Below are 17,683 nucleotides of genomic sequence, written 5' to 3' on the forward strand. Positions count from 1 at the left end.
GCGGTTGTTTGATATAATTGCGGCGTTTATATTAACTGTAATAAATGCATGTGGCTTTGCTCATGGCTGCGGTCTGAGTATAATGCATGCGGTATTATTTTAATTTACTAACCAAATAGTTGTTACCGAGGAGGGCACTAAATGCAAGTTGCATTAGTAGGGTTAGGCGTTATGGGGAAAAATCTTGCCCTAAACTTGATTGAAAAAGGGATAACGCTGGTCGCTTATGACAAAAACCCAAATGCGGGTGAAGAGTTACTAAGTTGTGCTAAATCACAAGGCATGGCTGATAAACTTCACATTGTCTCTGATTTAGGGGATATGGTTAGGCGTTTAGACACACCGCGTTCTATTTTATTACTTGTCCCTGCGGGTGAGTTGGTTGATGCTGTTTGCAACGAGCTTATTGAAGCGGGAGTTCAGTGTAGTGACATTATTGTTGATTGTGGTAACAGTAATTACAAAGACGGGATTAACCGTAAGCTCAAATACCAAGATAAGTTTGAATTTGCCACTATGGGTATTTCAGGCGGTGCAGAGGGTGCACGTCATGGCCCAGCTATGATGGCCAGTGGATCTGAAGGTGGTTGGGAGCGTGTTGAGCCATGGTTTACAAAGGTTGCTGCAAGCTATAAAGGCGAATCGTGTTTTGCACGTGTAGGCCAGTCGGCCAGCGGCCATTTTGTAAAAATGGTTCATAACGGAATTGAGTATGCACTTATGCAACTGATTGCAGAAGTATATCAGCTATTGCGTCACGGTACTAATCGCTCACCTAAAGAAATTGCAGAGATATTTAACGAATGGTCTCAAGGGCAGCTAAATAGCTATTTACTGTCAATTTCAAGCCATATTTTATCACTTGAAAATTCGCATAATGTGCCGCTTGTAGATTTAATTGACAATAAAGTAGGCGCAAAAGGCACCGGTTTATGGACAGCACAAAACGCCCTTGAATTAGGTATTGCGGTACCGTCATTAGTGGCTGCTGTACAAGCTCGTCATTTAACCAATGCGTGTAATACGACTGCCGCACAAGAGATGACGTACAGTGCACAAAATACCACGCAAGTTGATATTGATTTAGATGAATTAAAAGATGCGTTTACCCTTGCGAGCCTGTTGGCATACCGTCAAGGACTTGCATTAATTAAAGGCGCTTCACGTACTCATCAATGGAAAGTTGATTTAGCTAAAACGCTACAAACATGGCGTGCAGGGTGTATTATTCGTGCTGATTACCTAGATAGTGTAGCGCAAGGCGTTGAGTTTATTGATACCCTTGAAAAAGAGTCATTAGCGATGCGTAAAGTGACTGGCCAAGCTATTATGACTGGTCTGGCGTTTCCTGTGCTTAGTGCAACACAAACCTACTTAGCAACGCTAACAACACCAAGTAATGGGCACTTAGTTCAAGCCCAGCGTGATTACTTTGGTGAGCATGGCATTAAAACCCACAGTGGTGAAACGTGTCATTTAACTGACTTAGTTGATATTGACGCAAAAGTTCGTTAATAAATCTAAGTAAACTAAAAGGACGCTAGGTAGCGTCCTTTTTTGTTATTCGCATAACTGATCACTTAACGTGTCAGCTCACCGCGCAGATTATCTTGCATTAAATGGCGAATCGTTTCGATTTCAAGATTTTGACTAAACAGGTAATGCAACTTAGTTAAGCATGCTTCTAAAGTCATATCAAATCCGCTAATAACGCCTATATTTAACAAAGCATTGCCCGTGGCATAGCCGCCCATGTTTACTTGGCCTTTTAAACATTGGGTCAAATTAGTAATAATAACGCCCCGTTTACTTGCTTCATCAAGAATATCTAAAAACTCAGGGTCTTGTGGCGCATTGCCTACGCCAAAGCTTAGCAATACGAGGGCTTTAATATTGCCATTAACTAAGCTTTTTACTACTTCTTTGCTGATCCCTGGGTATAAATACAGCACACCAATAGCTTGCGGTGTAATAGGGGTAACTTGGAGTTCATTTTCTACATACGGGCTTAATTGCCCTTTGATCAGCTGAATATTAATACCTGAAAGCGCAAGCGGCTCTAAGTTAGGTGAAGCGAACGCATCAAAGCCATCTGCATGGGCTTTAGTTGCACGATTGCCTCTAAACAACTGATTATTAAAAAATAAGCTAACTTCTGCAATCGGGTAGTTAGCCGCTAAATACATAGCATTTAACAAATTAACCTGGCCATCTGAGCGTAATTGAGACAGCGGAATTTGTGAGCCGGTAACAATGATAGGTTTAGTTAAGTTTTCAAACATAAACGACAGAGCTGATGCAGTATAGGCCATAGTATCGGTGCCATGTAGCACGACAAAGCCATCGTAATCTTGGTATTTACTTTTTATGTCATCGGCGATTAGTTGCCAATGAGCCGGTGACATATCTGAAGAGTCAATGAGTGGGCAGTATTCATGAATATCAAATAATGGCATTTCTTCACGATTAAACTCTGCGTTATTAACCACGGTTTCGGTTAAAAACCCTTCAGCAGGAATATAACCGCGAATTGATTTTTTCATTCCTATGGTACCGCCAGTGTAAGCGATATAAATGCGTTTACGTTTCATAAAAAAGCCCAGTAAAAAAAACTGGGCTTAGTATAACGCTAACTGCTAATCAATACAGCCTGTTAAGGCACTATTGTGCAACTGTACACTCTAAACAGCGGGCATAAACACCTTGTGGATCGTTATAATCTTTTAGGTTTTCTATTTCACTGCTTAATTGTTTAATAACACTTTGCAGATTAGCTTGGCTGGCTAATACTGCTGTTTTTTGTGTTTCAAGCCCAAGTACTGATTTAACGGCGGCACTGCCGAAGATATCTTGGAGTATTTTTTCTTGTGGGCTAAGCGATTGCTTAATTGTTTTAACGTCATAGTAGTTAAGCTTAGCAAGCTCTGCAGCTGCTTTAATCGCATCTTGTTTATTACCAAGTTTATCAACTAAACCAAGTTCTTGTGCTTGCGATGCAATCCAAACGCGACCTTGGGCAATTTTGTCTACTTGCTCAGGGGTCATATTACGTGCCTCAGCAACAACATCTAAAAAGCGTCCATACGCTTCTTCAACACTCATTTGAATAACTTTAGCCATTTTCTCGTTAAGTGGGCGAGTGATTGAAAAACCGGCCATTTCGGTGGTGGCTACGCCATCTGAATACACGCCTATTTTAGCTAAGGTATCTTCAAATGTCATAAAGGTACCAAATACGCCAATTGAACCGGTAATTGTACTTGGTGCTGCCCAAATTTCATTGGCCGCCGATGCAATCCAATAACCGCCTGATGCAGCCACTGAGCTCATTGATGCAATAACGGGTTTACCAGCAGCTTTAAGTGCCAATACTTCGGCACGAATTACTTCTGAGGCAAACATGCTGCCACCGCCTGAATCTATACGTAAAACCACCGCTTTAACCTTGTCATCAAGTCGGGCTTTGCGAAGTAGGGCTGCAGTTGAATCACCACCAATTTCACCAGCACGGCGTTCACCATCAACAATAGTGCCTTTAGCAACCACAACAGCGACTTTTTCAGTCATAGGGTTATCAAACTCAATAGGCGGTTTTACTAAACTTAAGTATTCACCAAAAGAGACTTGTTTGAATGTTTTTCCATCTTCATTTTCTCCAACCAATTCAATTAATTGCTGGCGAATTTGCTGATTGGTTTTTAGTGAATCAACCCATTGGTTATTCAGTGCATATTTACCGGCATCACCATTAGCGGCTTGCATTTTAGCTAAATAAACATCCATTGTTTCATCAAAGTTTGACTCATCAAAAGGACGCACAGCACTAACGTCTTGCTTATATTCATTCCATAAAGCACCTAGCCATTCGCGGTTTGCTTCTTTAGCTGCCTCTGACATATCGTTTCTGATAAACGGTTCAACGGCTGATTTAAAAGTACCTACACGGAATATATGCTGAGTGACTTCTAATTTTTCTAGTGCTTCTTTGAAATAAAGCTGGTACATACCGTAGCCTTCAATAAGCACACTACCATAAGGATGCATCGCAATTTCGTCTGCATGTGCGGCAATGTAATATTGTGCTTGGGTGTAGTAATACCCTGAGGCAATTACTTTTTTACCGGTTGCTTTAAATGTTTCAAGTGCTTGCGTGATTTGTTTGAGCTTATTTAAATGTGCTTTTGGCATTTCTTGCAGATCAAGCAAAATAGCACTTATACGCGAGTCTTGTGCTGCTTGATTAATTACTTCAACCACATCGTCGAGCAATATTTCACTGGGTGAGTCAGCACTGGCCGTTGCATCATTAATAGCGGCTTCAACAGGATCTATATAGGTTTTTTCTTCTACAATAGGGCCATTAAGGTTAAGTCTAAGTACAGAGCCGTCTTCGACAATAATTTTGTCACCGTCACTTGATACCGATACGATAAAAATGACGACCAAAAATAAAAACAATAAGTTGAGTATTAAACGACGTGAGAAGTTGATCCCCGTCCATATACCTTTAAATACCTTTGCTATCAAAATAGCTCCTTAAATTGGTACAGCTAAAACGTTATTGCCATCTTAGCGTAGAATATAAATAAATTTAACTGCTAAATCGTAACGAAACATTTATAAATTCAATTACACTTGAGATTAAACACGTGTTTATTTAATAAATAATTACTGAAATTATGGCTGTAGTCACTACTTTTAACTCACGCTAATGGTCAAGGTTATCGCAGTTAACAGATTTTAAGTTAAAAAATTATTAAGTTTAATCTGCTCATATATTGCTTATTGTTGGTCATTAAAGCAGAATTGACTAAATGCACACAGGTTAGACCAGTTATTGGGGCACAGGATGTTAGAACAAAAATTAGAACTAAAACACACACAATTACGCAACCGTTTAGTAATGGGATCAATGCATACCGGCCTCGAAGAGGGATGGCATAATCGTAAACGCCTACGTGCCTTTTATGAAGCACGTGCTAAAGGTGGCACAGCAATGCTCATTACGGGGGGATATAGCCCTAATCTTCGCGGCAAGTTAACGCCTATTTCATCATCATTTAATAGTTATTATGATGTATTTAAACACCGTGCTTATACGCAAGCTGTTCATCAACATGGTGGTAAAATTTGCCTGCAGTTATTGCATGCTGGGCGCTATGCCTATCATCCATTCAATCAAGCCCCAAGTGCTATAAAAGCACCGATCAACCCTTATAAACCTAAGGCTATGTCTTTAAGTTCGATCAAAAAAACCATTAAAGATTTTGCTCACTCTGCATATTTAGCAGAAAAAGCAGGTTACGACGGCGTTGAGGTGATGGGCTCTGAAGGTTACTTAATTAATGAGTTTATGGCACCGCATACAAACAAACGAGACGATGAGTTTGGTGGTAGCCTTGAAAACAGAATGCGTTTAGCTGTTGAGATTGTAAAAGCAGTAAGAGCTAAAGTTTCAGATAAATTTTTAATTATTTTTAGACTCTCTGTGATTGATTTAATCCCTAATGGCTCAACTCCTGAGGAAGTAACACAACAAGCTATTGCACTTGAAAAAGCAGGTGTTGATATTTTTAATACCGGTATTGGTTGGCATGAAGCGCGCGTACCGACAATTGCCAGCATGGTACCTCCGGGTGCGTTTAAAGAAGCGTCAAAGCGTTTGAAAGATGTTATTAGCGTGCCTGTTATTGCGGTAAACCGCATTAATACACCAGAGATTGCCAATGATATTTTAACGGCGGGTGAAGCTGATTTAATCTCTATGGCGCGTCCTTTACTTGCAGATCCCGAGTTTTTTAATAAATACCAAGCGAAGCGCTCTGAACATATTAATATTTGTATAGGGTGTAATCAGGGCTGTTTAGACCACGTATTTAAAGGTAAACGTGCCACTTGCTTAGTTAACCCACAAGCGGGTTTTGAACTTGATTACCCTCTAGAAAAAGCCGCAACAGCTAAAAATGTATTAGTGGTTGGAGCGGGTCCTGCGGGGCTTTCTTCAAGTTGTTACTTAGCGCAAAAAGGTCACAATGTAACGCTTATTGACCAAAAGCAGCATATGGGTGGGCAGTTTAATTTAGCCATGCAAATACCAGGTAAAGAAGACTTTAATCATACATTGGCTTACTTTACCAATGAACTTAAGCGTTTAAACGTCACCATTGAATTAGGCAAAGCATTTGATGACGGTATGCTGAGCCAGTTTGACGATGTGGTTTTTGCCACGGGTGTAAGGCCACGTGAAGCCTCTATAGAATGTAGTGATGACAAACGTGTTTTTGCCTACGATGAAGTAATTCGCGGTGAGGTTGAACTTGGTAATTCGATTGCGATTTTAGGCGCAGGCGGTATTGGTTTTGATATGGTGGCATTTTTAAGTGAACATAAATCACAAAGTATCAGCGACTTTAAAACCCAGTGGGGAATAGAGTGCGATGCTCAGCCTCATAAAGATGAGCGTCAACTTTATATGCTTAAACGCAGTGAAGGGCGCTTTGGTGGTGATTTAGGTAAAACAACCGGTTGGATACATCGTCAAGTTGCTAAACAACATGGCGTTAAGCAAATTGCCAATTGCCAATACCATCGTTTTGATAAAAACGGTCTAACGATCAGTGTTTCTGGCGAAACGCAAGTATTGCCAGTTGATACTGTGATTGCTTGTATTGGCCAAGTGTCTAATGACGAACTATTTAAGACGCAAGCAGAGAATGCCAAGGTTCATGTTATTGGTGGCGCTAAACTGGCAGCGGCTATTGATGCCAAGCGCGCTATATTTGAAGCTTTACAAGTTGCACGCAGTATCTAACATGCAATTTAAGTAAGTACACGGGTCTGATTATTTTTTAAAGATAGTTAACTTATAATCAGACCCTTATATTGTTGATTTTTACTTTCCCCCATTTCTTGTATAGCTAATAAATACGCTATTGCGACTTTCAATGGTGCCTCGGCTACAACGCTTAACTGGCAAAATTAAATCTATAAAGCCCCTCATTAGTTCGACCTAATTATTTATACCAATTCGCTTAATTAAGTGATCTATTTTGAGGCTGGAAAAACGTGTTGATAGCTAGGCAAAAAATTTGCTATTTAGTTGTTCTAAATGAGAGTTTTTTAACGCAGATAGCGACACGTTTAGCCCCATAAAATGATTAAGTATTATTGCGGATTGGTATTACACAAAAAAGGCGAGCGTCACTTTGTAATGGCACAAATACACGGTTATTTGGTTTGCGATATTATTCAGTTTACTTTTTAACCTAGGTATTTTTTAATACTCAAATAATAACAGCGGAGTGTCCATTATATTTTAACCTAAGGGTTTCAATGGTATGCTAACGTTTTGTCTTTTGAGTATTATAATGGATGCTATTGAGCTTTTATTAACCCGCCAGTCAGATGCAAAACTGACAGAGCCAGGCCCTAATGAAGAACAACTAAACATTATTCAGCAGGCTGGGCTCAGAGTTCCCGATCATGGCTGTATTGCGCCTTGGCAATATATTATTGTTCAAGGGGATGCACGTCATAAGTTGGGTGAAATTTATTATCAAAGCGCTTTGGCCGAGCAGCAAGCTGAAAAAGTAATTAATCGTGCTAAAGAGTTACCCCTTAGAGCACCCATGATCATTATTGCTATTGCAAAATATCAACAACATCCAAAAGTACCAAGAATAGAACAAGTTCAAAGTGCAGGCTGTGGTGTGCTGGCTATGCAACAAGCCGCATTTGCACAAGGGCTTGGCGGTATTTGGCGCACAGGTTACTTTGCACAAAGCCCTAGTGTTAAACAAGCGCTTAACTTAAACAATGATGATGAAATCGTGGGTTATTTGTATTTAGGGACGCCAGCAGTTGAGTGTAAAAAGTCACCGCGCCATAAGCCAGAAAACTATTTTAGTTTTTTGTAGCAAGAGGATGAACTTTTTAACCTCAATATAGTCATAATTCATTAAGTTAATCGTGTTACACTACTGCGGTTAATATTGTAGCTGCGAGAAGCGCACGGAAGCACCATACGCAATAAATCTTCTTCAGTTTGTTTTTTAATCGGTTGTTTTTTGGTAATGTATGGAAAGTCTTACCAATAATAACGATAAAGAAGACGAAAATGATGGGAAATTTATTTTTACGTGAAAAAGAAAACTGGTTTGCTTGGTCAATCTGGGGTGTTGTTGGCGCGCTTGCAACTTTTTATGTTGCAGTGAATACACAAACAGCCCACTTTATTGCTGCAACTGCGATGGGTGTGCTAGTACTGCTAACTTTATGGATGCAGCAGTCTCGACGATTTGATTTTGGCAGAGCCTTTAAAATATGCTGCTATGTTCTACTACTCACTGTGCTGCCTTCGTTTGTGTTAGTTGTGATCCCAAGCGATGATTTAAACCGCTTCGATTTAATATTCCAAAGTATTGCATTTTTAACTGCCAGCTTATTGGTGTGTTTGGTGTGCTCTTGGATTGCCCGCAGACCTAAACAATATTACTAGGGTTTATGACTATCCTGATTAATATTTAACTATTTAACCGGTTTTAGTAAAATAGGGCTTTACAAGCTACGCGTATGATCTTATTATGCGCGCCGTACGGAGAGATGGCAGAGTGGTCGAATGCACCGGTCTTGAAAACCGGCAGGGGTTTATAGCCCCTCTAGGGTTCAAATCCCTATCTCTCCACCATTATTTAAAAAACCGCCTTATTGGCGGTTTTTTGCTATCTGGAGCTTTATTATGTCACAGTCCCCGGAGTTATCCTTTGCTAAACGTTTACTGAAGCACATCCTATTGTGGACTGTGTTTGGTTATTGTTACCAAAGTGCCATATCCCTATTACAGAAAATGGCCATTGATGCATACCCAGATAATGCGCTGATGATGACCTTGTTATATGGCATCGGGTTTAATCTTTTATCGGGACATTTAATTACAAAATACGATCATTATTGGCCCGTGTGGGGCGCGTTTTATATTGGCTTTATTGGTTTAGTGGCTGTGCCTATTTTACTGCTGGGTGTGGCTGGATTGTTATCAACAAGTTTACTTGTTGGAATTTTGCTCAGTTTACCCGTATCTACCTTTGCTATTGGTTTAATTAAAGAAAAACTCAATAAAAACTAGCCCCAAACGGCTTTTATTTTGTGATAGCATATACGGGTCTTTTAACTAACAAAACGTGAACAACACATTATGTCAGATAATTTTACTACAGATGCTGAAAAAGCAAGTTACGGTATTGGCTTACAAATGGGTGAGCAGCTTAAGGCTAACCCTTTTGAAGGTTTAAACTTAAATTCAGTATTTGAAGGCATGAAAGATGCGTATGCAGGCAGCGCTTTTCAAGTAGAGATCCCTGAGATCCAAGCTGCGTTTGAAAAAATTAACGAAGAGATCCAAGCTCGTCGTGAAGAAGAAGCAAAAGTATTAGCTGCTGAAGGTATTGCTTTCTTAGAAGAAAACGCAAAACGTCCAGAAATCACAGTAACTGAGTCAGGTCTTCAGTATGAAGTACTTGCCACAGGTGAAGGCGAAAAGCCAACAGCTGAGTCTACAGTTCGTGTTGATTACCACGGTACATTAGTAAATGGTACTGTTTTTGATAGCTCATACGAGCGCGGTCAACCTGCTGAATTCCCAGTGGGTGGCGTGATCAAAGGTTGGACTGAAGCATTACAAATGATGCCAGTAGGAACTAAGTGGCGTTTATATGTTCCTCATGAGCTTGCTTATGGTGAACGTGGCGCCGGTGCTGCAATCGCACCTTACTCAACACTTGTATTTGACGTTGAGTTACACGCAATTCTTTAATTAGAATTAGTTATAAAAAACCGCATTCATTGCTATGAATGCGGTTTTTTTATTGCCTCTTTAAACTTATCTCTGCTTAAAAGTAGCCTCTAATCCCAAATTGGAAGTTACGCCCAGGAAGGGGAGCTTTGTCTTTAATAAACGAGCTATGTACAAAACCAAGTTCGTCGGTAATATTATCAATACTTAGGTAAAGCTGCGTGTCAACGGCACCTAGATCAAGCTGATAATTGGCTTGTAAGTCAACTAATGTATAGCCATCTGTTGCTGTTTCGTAAGCACTAATATCGTTTTGTTCAAAGTAATGTGTTCCTGTTAAGGTAAATTGCGTATTAGCAAACGTATATTGTAGTTCTGAGCCTAATTTATTGGCTGGAATACGCGGTAAATTACCTTCATTATCTTTTAGTTTGGCGCGTGTCGAGTCACCAAATACTTTTACCATAGCATTGGGATTAATTTTATAATGTACATCAAATTCAAAACCATAAAGCTGCGCATCTTTACTGGTAAATTGATAAACATCAATTGCGTCGCTGTGTCCATTTGCAGCAGGCTCGAAGCCATCCATCTCATCAAACACTAACCCCGTGTTTTGTTGATAATAAAAGTTTTTTATATCGTTATAGAAAAAGTTGACGGTATAACCAAAGTCACCGCTAAAGCGACGTAAACTGATATCAAGATTCGTTGAGGTTTCTTGTTTAATTTCTTCAGGTTCAAAATGTGCTTCTGATCCCTCAATATGATAACCCAAACCAAGCTCGTAAGTACCTGTGGCAATATGCATACCATTAGAGAGCAACTCTGCTGAAAGTGGCGCACGCTCTGAATGTGACAAGCTAGCCGCTAAGCTATGACTTGGCATATACTCCCAAATCGCACCTGCTGAGGCACTAAGATTAGTAAAGCTTTGAGTGTAATGTATTGTCTCATCTGATGATACAGGTTCGTCATCATGGCTGTGTTGATGCGTATCTATATTACTTTTAATATCATAATCTTCTATGCGGGCGCCAAGCTCTACGGTGACATCGCCAAATGTACGTTCTTCAAGTAAATATAACGCATGGGTAGTGGTCACACTTGCAGGTGTAAACGCTTCTTCGCCAATTGCATCATAATCAGATTCACTATAATGATAGCCAATCATGCCATGCCATTGGCCTAATTGATGCTCTAGGTTCAAGCGTGCTTCCGTTGTTTTATTACTAAAAGTGGTGCCAATGGCGCCATCTTCAATTTCACTATGCGTATAGTCAGTATAACCAAGGCGTAGGTTTATAGATTCAATCCAGTTATCATGAAACGCATAACTTACTAGGCCTTGCCAACGATCTTGCTCTAAATGCGCATAAACAGGGTTTTCTTCATGTTGTTCGCCTGCATGAGCGTCATGTTCGCCTTCTTCTTCGTGATCATGACCGTGATCATGATGGTCATGTGAATGTCCTGGAATACCGTAATCTGTTTTAATATTGCCATATGAAAAGCCAACGGTTAAATGCTCACCGACATAACTTGTACCAAAATTAACTGTTTCACTGTCTATAAAGGTATTTTCAACTGAAGTGGCTGTTTCTTCATCACCTTCAACATGTACTTCACCTTGTTCATGCTCATCAGGCAAGTTAAAACGAGGTGTTTGGTAATCGTCACCACTGCGTTTTGTGCCATCAAAATGGAAGTTAAAATTATTGCTACCAGTTTCTAGTTTTGCTGCATAGGTGTTTGCATTTGAGACGGTATCGTGGGTATATTGTGCAGATCCTGATAGTGAGTCAAGGTTATCTGTTGGAATACGGTTATCAACTACATTGACGACACCGCCAATAGCACCCGAGCCATAAAGTAAGGTGCTTGGACCACGTAGTACTTCAATTTGCTCCGCAGCTAAACTATCACTTGAGGTTGCGTGATCAGGACCAATACGTGAGGCATCGCTGCTATCTAAACCATTTTGAGTAATTTTAACTCGAGGACCACCTAGGCCACGAATAATCGGACTTGAAGACACAGGGCCAAAATAACTCGCATTTACCCCAGGTAAACCTTTAAGTGTTTCGCCTAGCGTTGGCTTAGCTTTATTTTTTAGTTCATCTGCTGATAATACATTCACAGGTGAAATCATTTCTAAGCTATTTTTATGTAGTGCAGAAGCATACACAACAACAGTTTCTACCGATGTCGGCTTTAAAGTCACATTAATTGTGTCGTCTATATTTTCAAGCGATATACGCGAATCTATGTAATTATCTTTACTAATATGTAATTGGCTTTTAGCGTCTATATCGATGCTAAACTGACCCTGTTCATTACTCTTTACACTTTGTGATTTGCCATGCACATGAATAGTTGCATTGGCAATAGGTTGCTTGTTGGTATCCGTTATGGTGCCATTAATTGTTGCTGCTAGGGCAGAGTGAGAACACAAAACAGCTACTAGTGCTGAGGATATGAGTGTTAGCTTAGTCATAATTACTTCAATTTGCAGTTGTTATATTGTGATATAATATAACACCACAAAATTACGCTATCAATAATGTTATACCGTAACTTTTAAATTTGCGTTGAATGACACAATACAGCGATAGATTTAATTTAGCACAGCATTATTGCAGTTAAGTTTAAGTTCGGCTGTCTATCATTAATATGTTTAACGTCTGTTGAGCTTTAAAGGTATTTTGCACATCGATTGGTTCAAGCATTTCACAGTCATCGTTTATCATTTCAGAAATTAAACTTGGGTAGTGGCGACAATCTTGCGGGCGATCATGATAAATACTACATGTATATTTATTTTTTTCTTGAGAATTTTTTTTACTGCTAAGTACTAAAAATGGGCATTGCGTAAGTTGTTCGCCCGTTTTTGGGTCAAACCATAACGCATCGTTTTTAACATATTGAAATATATCAGGATTGAATAGCGCCCATAGTTCAATCTCTTGCTGATTGGTAGCTAAATCTGCCGCACCATATTTAGTGCAACATTTACCACATTGATTACAATTTTGCATAGGGTAGGTATTTACTATTGCTACTTAAATTAAGCGTTAAGTGTAGCATCTTAATGTTGGCGTAAATAAATTAAATAGCTCTTTTATCGCTTATAATACTTTTGTAACAACGCTGTACTTAATAATAATGTACTATTAAGTATATTTTGAATACGGTGCCTTTAATAAATTAAAAGGCGCGTTAATAAGGTAGCGAGTAATTATGAATACTAAAGTATACAAAGTGGTTCACGATTTAGCTGAAAAGCTGATGATAGCGGCTAATAAAAATGATACTAAACAGTTCGAATCTTTATATGCAGAGCTGAAAGCTATTTGTATTGAAAACGAAAATACAGCGAAAGATCACCCTGTGCAGTGGGAAACATTGGCTGATTTCACCGAAGAGCTAGAAGAAGCTATCGAGACTTACGAAAAAGCGTTACAAAAGTCGATTGCAATTAACAACAAAGATCATATGTCGTCAGTTGCTTTTTCTATGGCTACATTGCAACTTGAACTGGGTGATAAAGAAGCGGCCATTAAAAACCTGCAAGATGCTAAAATCAGTGCAAATAAGATTGCAGACAAAGAATTAAAATCAGAGATCCATGAGCTATTAGAGTCACTGGTTGAAGAGGAGGGTTAATAAATACCCTAGTAATACTAATCCGTAATAATATTTAACCTGAACTCTGGTTAAGAGATTTACTAACACATTGAATCAATGAAAGATATTTGTGCTTATTTCTCTCTAGCTAGAGATTTTTAGTGAAAACAAGGCGAAATTACTCGTCAATAGCTCGCCTATTGCAAGTAAATTCAACGCAGTTAGCGCTGAAAATAGCTGCTTGAGATGGATTTATTATCCGGAGTTCAGGTTATTTAATCTTTTAATTAAATGAATGGATAGAATAGCGCAGTAATAAGACGTATATATTTTATTACTGCACTATAAAGTGTGTGTATTATTTTAGTTTAATACTGATATCACCGTTGGGTTTGCAGCAGCACAAAAGTATTTCACCATCGCGAACAAACGCCAGCGGCTCTTCATTGTAATTTACTTCACCTGATACAAGCGTAGCACGACACGCGCCACAATATCCCTCACGGCATTGGTATGCAGCATCAATCTTATTTGATTCTAAACAACGTAAAAGGGAAGGGCAGTCAGCGGTAAAATCTAACCGCTGGCTGTTATCTGCAAGTGTAACACTTGCAGTGGTTCTGTCAGTCATTATAAATCAAAGTCACCGAATTCAGCAGCATCAACTTGTGAATCAATTTGACCTACAAGGTAAGAACTTATTTCTGCTTCTTGTGGAGCAACTTGTACGTTATCAGACACTAACCATGAATTGATCCAAGGAATAGGATTACTCTTATTATCAAATTGCGCAGGTAAACCAATTGCGGTCATACGTGCGTTAGTAATGTATTCAACATACTGACATAAAATATGCTTATTCAAGCCAATCATTGAGCCATCTTTAAATAGGTATTCGGCCCATTCTTTTTCTTGCTCTGCAGCATCAACAAACATTTTAATTGCGTCTTCACGGCATTGTGCAGCAACAATTGCCATTTCAGGGTCGTCTTTGCCATCCTGCATAATATTTAAAATATGCTGAGTGCCTGAAAGGTGAAGCGCTTCATCACGGGCAATAAGCTTAATAATTTTAGCATTACCTTCCATTAGCTCACGCTCTGCAAACGCAAATGAACACGCAAAGCTGACATAAAAGCGAATAGCTTCAAGAATGTTCACTGACATCATCGCCAGATACAATTTCTTTTTCAGCTCGAATAAGTTAACCACCACGGTTTCACCATTAATGTCATGTTTGCCTTCACCGTACAGGTTGTAAAGCGACACTGAGTTAATTAAATCGTCGTAATAAGTGGTTACTGCATCGGCACGTTCACTAATTTTGTCATTGCTAACAATGTCGTCAAAAATGAGTTCAGGGGCTTGAGTTACATTACGAATAATATGTGTGTATGAACGGCTGTGAATGGTTTCACTAAACGCCCATGTTTCAATCCATGTTTCAAGCTCAGGAATTGACACAATTGGCAATAGTGCAACGTTAGGTGAACGGCCTTGAACACTATCAAGCAAAGTTTGGTATTTTAAGTTACTTAAAAAGATATGCTTTTCGTGATCAGGAAGCGCTTGAAAGTCTAAACGGTCTTTACTTACGTCAACTTCTTCAGGACGCCAAAAGAAAGACAATTGTTTTTCAATCAGCTTTTCAAAAATAGGGTATTTTTGTTGATCGTAACGTGACACGTTAACGGTTTGACCAAAAAACATTGGCTCTTGCATTTGGTTATTATGATTTCTGCTAAAAGTAGTATAAGACATGTTTATCACTCAAAAAACTATCACTAAAACTATCAGGACAAAGCGGGCAAGGCGCCCGCTTTAAGTTTAACTATTAAATTTTACACGCGCCGCCTGCACAATCATCATCTTCCACTTCTGGAGCGTCTTCTTGTGCATCTGATGCGCCATCACGGGTATTATGGTAGTACAGCGTTTTAACACCTAGCTTGTAGGCACCAAGTAAGTCTTTTAATAAGACTTTCATAGGTACTCTACCGCCTTCGTATTTATTTGGATCATAATTAGTATTCGCTGAAATCGTTTGGTCGATAAATTTCTGCATTATGCCTACTAATTGTAAGTAACCATCGTTAGATGGGATATCCCACAGTAACTCATAGCTATCTTTAAGGCGTTCGTACTCAGGGACAACTTGCTTTAAAATACCGTCTTTACTTGCTTTAACACTAATATGGCCACGCGGTGGCTCAATGCCATTGGTTGCATTAGATATTTGCGATGATGTTTCTGAGGGCATTAATGCGCTCAGTGTTGAGTTACGCATACCGTGCTCTTTAATACTGGCACGTAACGCATCCCAATCAAGGTGTAGGGGTTCATCACAAATTTTATCTAAATCACGCTTGTACGTATCCGTTGGCATAATTCCTTGTGAGTACGTTGTTTCGTTAAATTTAGGACAGGCACCACGTTCTTTCGCCAGCTCATTAGATGCTTTCATTAGGTAGTACTGAATCGCTTCAAATGTTCTATGCGTGAGCGCATTTGCGCTGCCATCTGAGTAACGCTTACCGTTTTTAGCTAGGTAGTATGCGTAGTTAATAACGCCTATGCCTAGCGTACGACGTCCCATGGTTGCATTTTTAGCAGCAGGTACAGGGTAGTCTTGGAAATCAAGTAGGTTATCAAGTGCGCGTACTGCAAGCTCAGCTAACTCTTCTAGTTCATCTAGAGACTCAATGGCACCTAAGTTAAACGCAGATAATGTACAAAGTGCAATTTCACCTTCTTCATCATTTACGTTGCTAAGAGGCTTAGTCGGTAACGCAATTTCTAAACACAAGTTAGATTGACGGATCGGAGCCACTTTTGAGATAAACGGGCTGTGTGTATTACAGTGATCAACATTCTGTAAGTAAATACGCCCCGTGCTAGCACGTTCTTGAGCAAACATAGAGAACAGCTCAATCGCTTTAATTCGTTTTTTACGAATTGATTCGTCTTGCTCATACTTTACATAAAGTGCATCAAACTCATCTTGATCTTCAAAAAATGCATCGTAAAGACCAGGCACGTCTGATGGACTAAATAAGGTAATATAGTCGTCTTTAATTAAACGTGAGTACATGAGTTTATTAAACTGTACGCCGTAATCTAAGTGACGTACGCGGTTATCATCAACACCACGGTTATTTTTAAGTACTAATAAATTTTCTACTTCTAAATGCCAAAGCGGGTAGAATAATGTGGCTGCACCGCCACGTACACCGCCTTGCGAACAGCTTTTAACCGCTGTTTGAAAGTGCTTATAAAACGGAATACAGCCAGTGTGATACGCTTCACCGTTACGAATAGGGCTACCTAATGCACGAATACGACCAGCATTAATACCAATACCCGCACGTTGAGAGACGTATTTAACAATCGCTGATGATGTAGCGTTAATTGAGTCTAAGCTATCGCCACACTCAATAAGTACACATGAGCTAAACTGGCGTGTTGGTGTACGTACGCCCGACATAATTGGCGTAGGTAAAGAAATTTTAAATAATGAAACCGCATCATAAAAACGTTTGATGTAATCAATACGCGTGTCACGAGGGTAATCAGAGAATAAGCTTGCGGCCACTAAAATATATAAAAACTGCGCGCTTTCGTAAATCTCACCCGTTACTCGGTTTTGAACTAGGTATTTACCTTCAAGTTGCTTTACCGCTGCGTAACTAAAGTTAAGATCGCGAGAATGATCTAAGTACGCATCTAGCTCATCTAATTCTTGCTCTGTGTAGTCAACAAGCAAATGTGCATCGTAACGTTTTTGTTCAACCATGTTAGTAACATGGTCAAAAAGACGCGGTGGCTCAAACTGGCCATAGGCTTTTTTACGTAAATGGAATACAGCTAAACGAGCAGCAAGGTACTGATAATCAGGTGATTCTTTTGAGATCTGATCCGCAGCGGCTTTGATAATTGTTTCGTGGATGTCCTTAGTACGAATACCGTCATAAAATTGAATATGCGATTTAAGTTCAACTTGTGAAACCGAAACGTTATTTAAACCTTCGGCGGCCCATTCAATAACGCGATGGATCTTATCTAGATCAAGTGGCTCTTTACGACCGTCACGTTTGCTTACAGATAACTGTTGGTTCATAGCTTTGCCTGTATTCCTTGGGAATTAAATATTTTTGACCAATGCGTGCACCTAAAAAAGCCCAGTGCTTATTCGTTTATTGTTATTTTCACCGGTTTGGTGAATTTAATTGAATAACATTTAGCCACAATATCTGGTGTTGTTCAAAT

Annotated in this window: 14 protein-coding genes and 1 tRNA gene; 8 read left to right on the plus strand and 7 right to left on the minus strand. The window is 39.5% G+C overall.

Annotated features, from left to right (window positions below):
- Nucleotides 1-141: 141 nt before the first annotated feature.
- Nucleotides 142-1,515, plus strand: coding sequence for an NADP-dependent phosphogluconate dehydrogenase (gene gndA / locus KG708_RS02975; RefSeq protein ID WP_213608051.1), 1,374 nt, complete (start codon nucleotides 142-144; stop codon nucleotides 1,513-1,515).
- 65 nt (nucleotides 1,516-1,580) lie between these two features.
- Here gndA and ansA read toward each other — a convergent pair whose 3' ends face one another.
- Both ansA and sppA read right to left on the minus strand, forming a co-directional pair.
- Nucleotides 1,581-2,591: an asparaginase gene (gene ansA, locus KG708_RS02980; protein WP_213608052.1), complete on the minus strand. Its 1,011-nt coding sequence runs from the start codon at nucleotides 2,589-2,591 to the stop codon at nucleotides 1,581-1,583.
- A gap of 70 nt (nucleotides 2,592-2,661) precedes the next feature.
- Entirely contained in the window at nucleotides 2,662-4,527 is a 1,866-nt protein-coding gene (gene sppA, locus KG708_RS02985; RefSeq protein ID WP_213608053.1) for a signal peptide peptidase SppA, read from the minus strand.
- A 322-nt stretch (nucleotides 4,528-4,849) separates the two neighbouring features.
- Between sppA and KG708_RS02990 the strand changes: the two genes are divergently transcribed.
- The 6 genes from KG708_RS02990 to KG708_RS03015 all read left to right on the plus strand — a co-directional run bounded on the left by KG708_RS02990 (nucleotide 4,850) and on the right by KG708_RS03015 (nucleotide 9,811).
- Nucleotides 4,850-6,811, plus strand: coding sequence for an NADPH-dependent 2,4-dienoyl-CoA reductase (locus tag KG708_RS02990; RefSeq protein WP_213608054.1), 1,962 nt, complete (start codon nucleotides 4,850-4,852; stop codon nucleotides 6,809-6,811).
- 556 nt (nucleotides 6,812-7,367) lie between these two features.
- Complete coding sequence (locus tag KG708_RS02995) at nucleotides 7,368-7,916, plus strand: NAD(P)H nitroreductase (protein WP_036982794.1); 549 nt, start codon at nucleotides 7,368-7,370, stop codon at nucleotides 7,914-7,916.
- Between the two features lie 203 nt (nucleotides 7,917-8,119).
- Entirely contained in the window at nucleotides 8,120-8,497 is a 378-nt protein-coding gene (locus KG708_RS03000; protein ID WP_213608469.1) for a hypothetical protein, read from the plus strand.
- Between the two features lie 98 nt (nucleotides 8,498-8,595).
- Nucleotides 8,596-8,686, plus strand: a tRNA-Ser gene (locus KG708_RS03005).
- A 114-nt stretch (nucleotides 8,687-8,800) separates the two neighbouring features.
- Entirely contained in the window at nucleotides 8,801-9,124 is a 324-nt protein-coding gene (locus KG708_RS03010; protein WP_213608470.1) for a hypothetical protein, read from the plus strand.
- Nucleotides 9,125-9,193: 69 nt separating this feature from the next.
- Entirely contained in the window at nucleotides 9,194-9,811 is a 618-nt protein-coding gene (locus KG708_RS03015) for an FKBP-type peptidyl-prolyl cis-trans isomerase (RefSeq protein ID WP_008112467.1), read from the plus strand.
- Nucleotides 9,812-9,887: 76 nt separating this feature from the next.
- On the opposite strand, the gene KG708_RS03020 is transcribed toward KG708_RS03015, so the two are convergent.
- Together KG708_RS03020 and KG708_RS03025 are read right to left on the minus strand one after the other, a co-directional pair.
- Nucleotides 9,888-12,287: a TonB-dependent receptor gene (locus KG708_RS03020; RefSeq protein ID WP_213608055.1), complete on the minus strand. Its 2,400-nt coding sequence runs from the start codon at nucleotides 12,285-12,287 to the stop codon at nucleotides 9,888-9,890.
- A gap of 151 nt (nucleotides 12,288-12,438) precedes the next feature.
- On the minus strand, nucleotides 12,439-12,828 hold the full coding sequence (locus tag KG708_RS03025; RefSeq protein ID WP_213608056.1) for a YkgJ family cysteine cluster protein: 390 nt from the start codon (nucleotides 12,826-12,828) through the stop codon (nucleotides 12,439-12,441).
- A 202-nt stretch (nucleotides 12,829-13,030) separates the two neighbouring features.
- Here KG708_RS03025 and KG708_RS03030 point away from each other — a divergent pair, with 202 nt between their 5' ends.
- Complete coding sequence (locus KG708_RS03030; RefSeq protein ID WP_213608057.1) at nucleotides 13,031-13,456, plus strand: tetratricopeptide repeat protein; 426 nt, start codon at nucleotides 13,031-13,033, stop codon at nucleotides 13,454-13,456.
- Between the two features lie 319 nt (nucleotides 13,457-13,775).
- On the opposite strand, the gene yfaE is transcribed toward KG708_RS03030, so the two are convergent.
- From yfaE to nrdA, 3 genes are all read right to left on the minus strand, one after another.
- A complete protein-coding gene (gene yfaE, locus KG708_RS03035) occupies nucleotides 13,776-14,048 on the minus strand; it encodes a class I ribonucleotide reductase maintenance protein YfaE (protein ID WP_213608058.1) in 273 nt (90 codons plus the stop codon).
- On the minus strand, nucleotides 14,048-15,178 hold the full coding sequence (gene nrdB, locus KG708_RS03040; protein WP_213608059.1) for a class Ia ribonucleoside-diphosphate reductase subunit beta: 1,131 nt from the start codon (nucleotides 15,176-15,178) through the stop codon (nucleotides 14,048-14,050). Before nrdB ends, yfaE begins: the two co-directional genes overlap by 1 nt.
- Nucleotides 15,179-15,251: 73 nt before the next feature.
- Nucleotides 15,252-17,534 carry a class 1a ribonucleoside-diphosphate reductase subunit alpha gene (gene nrdA, locus KG708_RS03045; protein ID WP_013464874.1) on the minus strand — a complete coding sequence of 761 codons (2,283 nt, stop codon included), beginning with the start codon at nucleotides 17,532-17,534 and terminating at the stop codon, nucleotides 15,252-15,254.
- Between the last annotated feature and the right edge of the window lie 149 nt (nucleotides 17,535-17,683).

The organism is Pseudoalteromonas sp. (assembly GCF_018402495.1).
Taxonomy (GTDB): Bacteria; Pseudomonadota; Gammaproteobacteria; order Enterobacterales; family Alteromonadaceae; genus Pseudoalteromonas.

Excerpts from the sequence above, each read along its gene's own strand:
- gndA (WP_213608051.1), top strand. The coding sequence starts at position 142 with ATGCAAGTTGCATTAGTAGGGTTAGGCGTTATGGGGAAAAATCTTGCC.
- ansA (WP_213608052.1), bottom strand. The coding sequence starts at position 2,591 with ATGAAACGTAAACGCATTTATATCGCTTACACTGGCGGTACCATAGGA.
- KG708_RS02990 (WP_213608054.1), top strand. The coding sequence starts at position 4,850 with ATGTTAGAACAAAAATTAGAACTAAAACACACACAATTACGCAACCGT.
- KG708_RS02995 (WP_036982794.1), top strand. The coding sequence starts at position 7,368 with ATGGATGCTATTGAGCTTTTATTAACCCGCCAGTCAGATGCAAAACTG.
- KG708_RS03000 (WP_213608469.1), top strand. The coding sequence starts at position 8,120 with ATGGGAAATTTATTTTTACGTGAAAAAGAAAACTGGTTTGCTTGGTCA.
- KG708_RS03015 (WP_008112467.1), top strand. The coding sequence starts at position 9,194 with ATGTCAGATAATTTTACTACAGATGCTGAAAAAGCAAGTTACGGTATT.
- KG708_RS03020 (WP_213608055.1), bottom strand. The coding sequence starts at position 12,287 with ATGACTAAGCTAACACTCATATCCTCAGCACTAGTAGCTGTTTTGTGT.
- KG708_RS03025 (WP_213608056.1), bottom strand. The coding sequence starts at position 12,828 with ATGCAAAATTGTAATCAATGTGGTAAATGTTGCACTAAATATGGTGCG.
- KG708_RS03030 (WP_213608057.1), top strand. The coding sequence starts at position 13,031 with ATGAATACTAAAGTATACAAAGTGGTTCACGATTTAGCTGAAAAGCTG.
- yfaE (WP_213608058.1), bottom strand. The coding sequence starts at position 14,048 with ATGACTGACAGAACCACTGCAAGTGTTACACTTGCAGATAACAGCCAG.
- nrdB (WP_213608059.1), bottom strand. The coding sequence starts at position 15,178 with ATGTCTTATACTACTTTTAGCAGAAATCATAATAACCAAATGCAAGAG.
- nrdA (WP_013464874.1), bottom strand. The coding sequence starts at position 17,534 with ATGAACCAACAGTTATCTGTAAGCAAACGTGACGGTCGTAAAGAGCCA.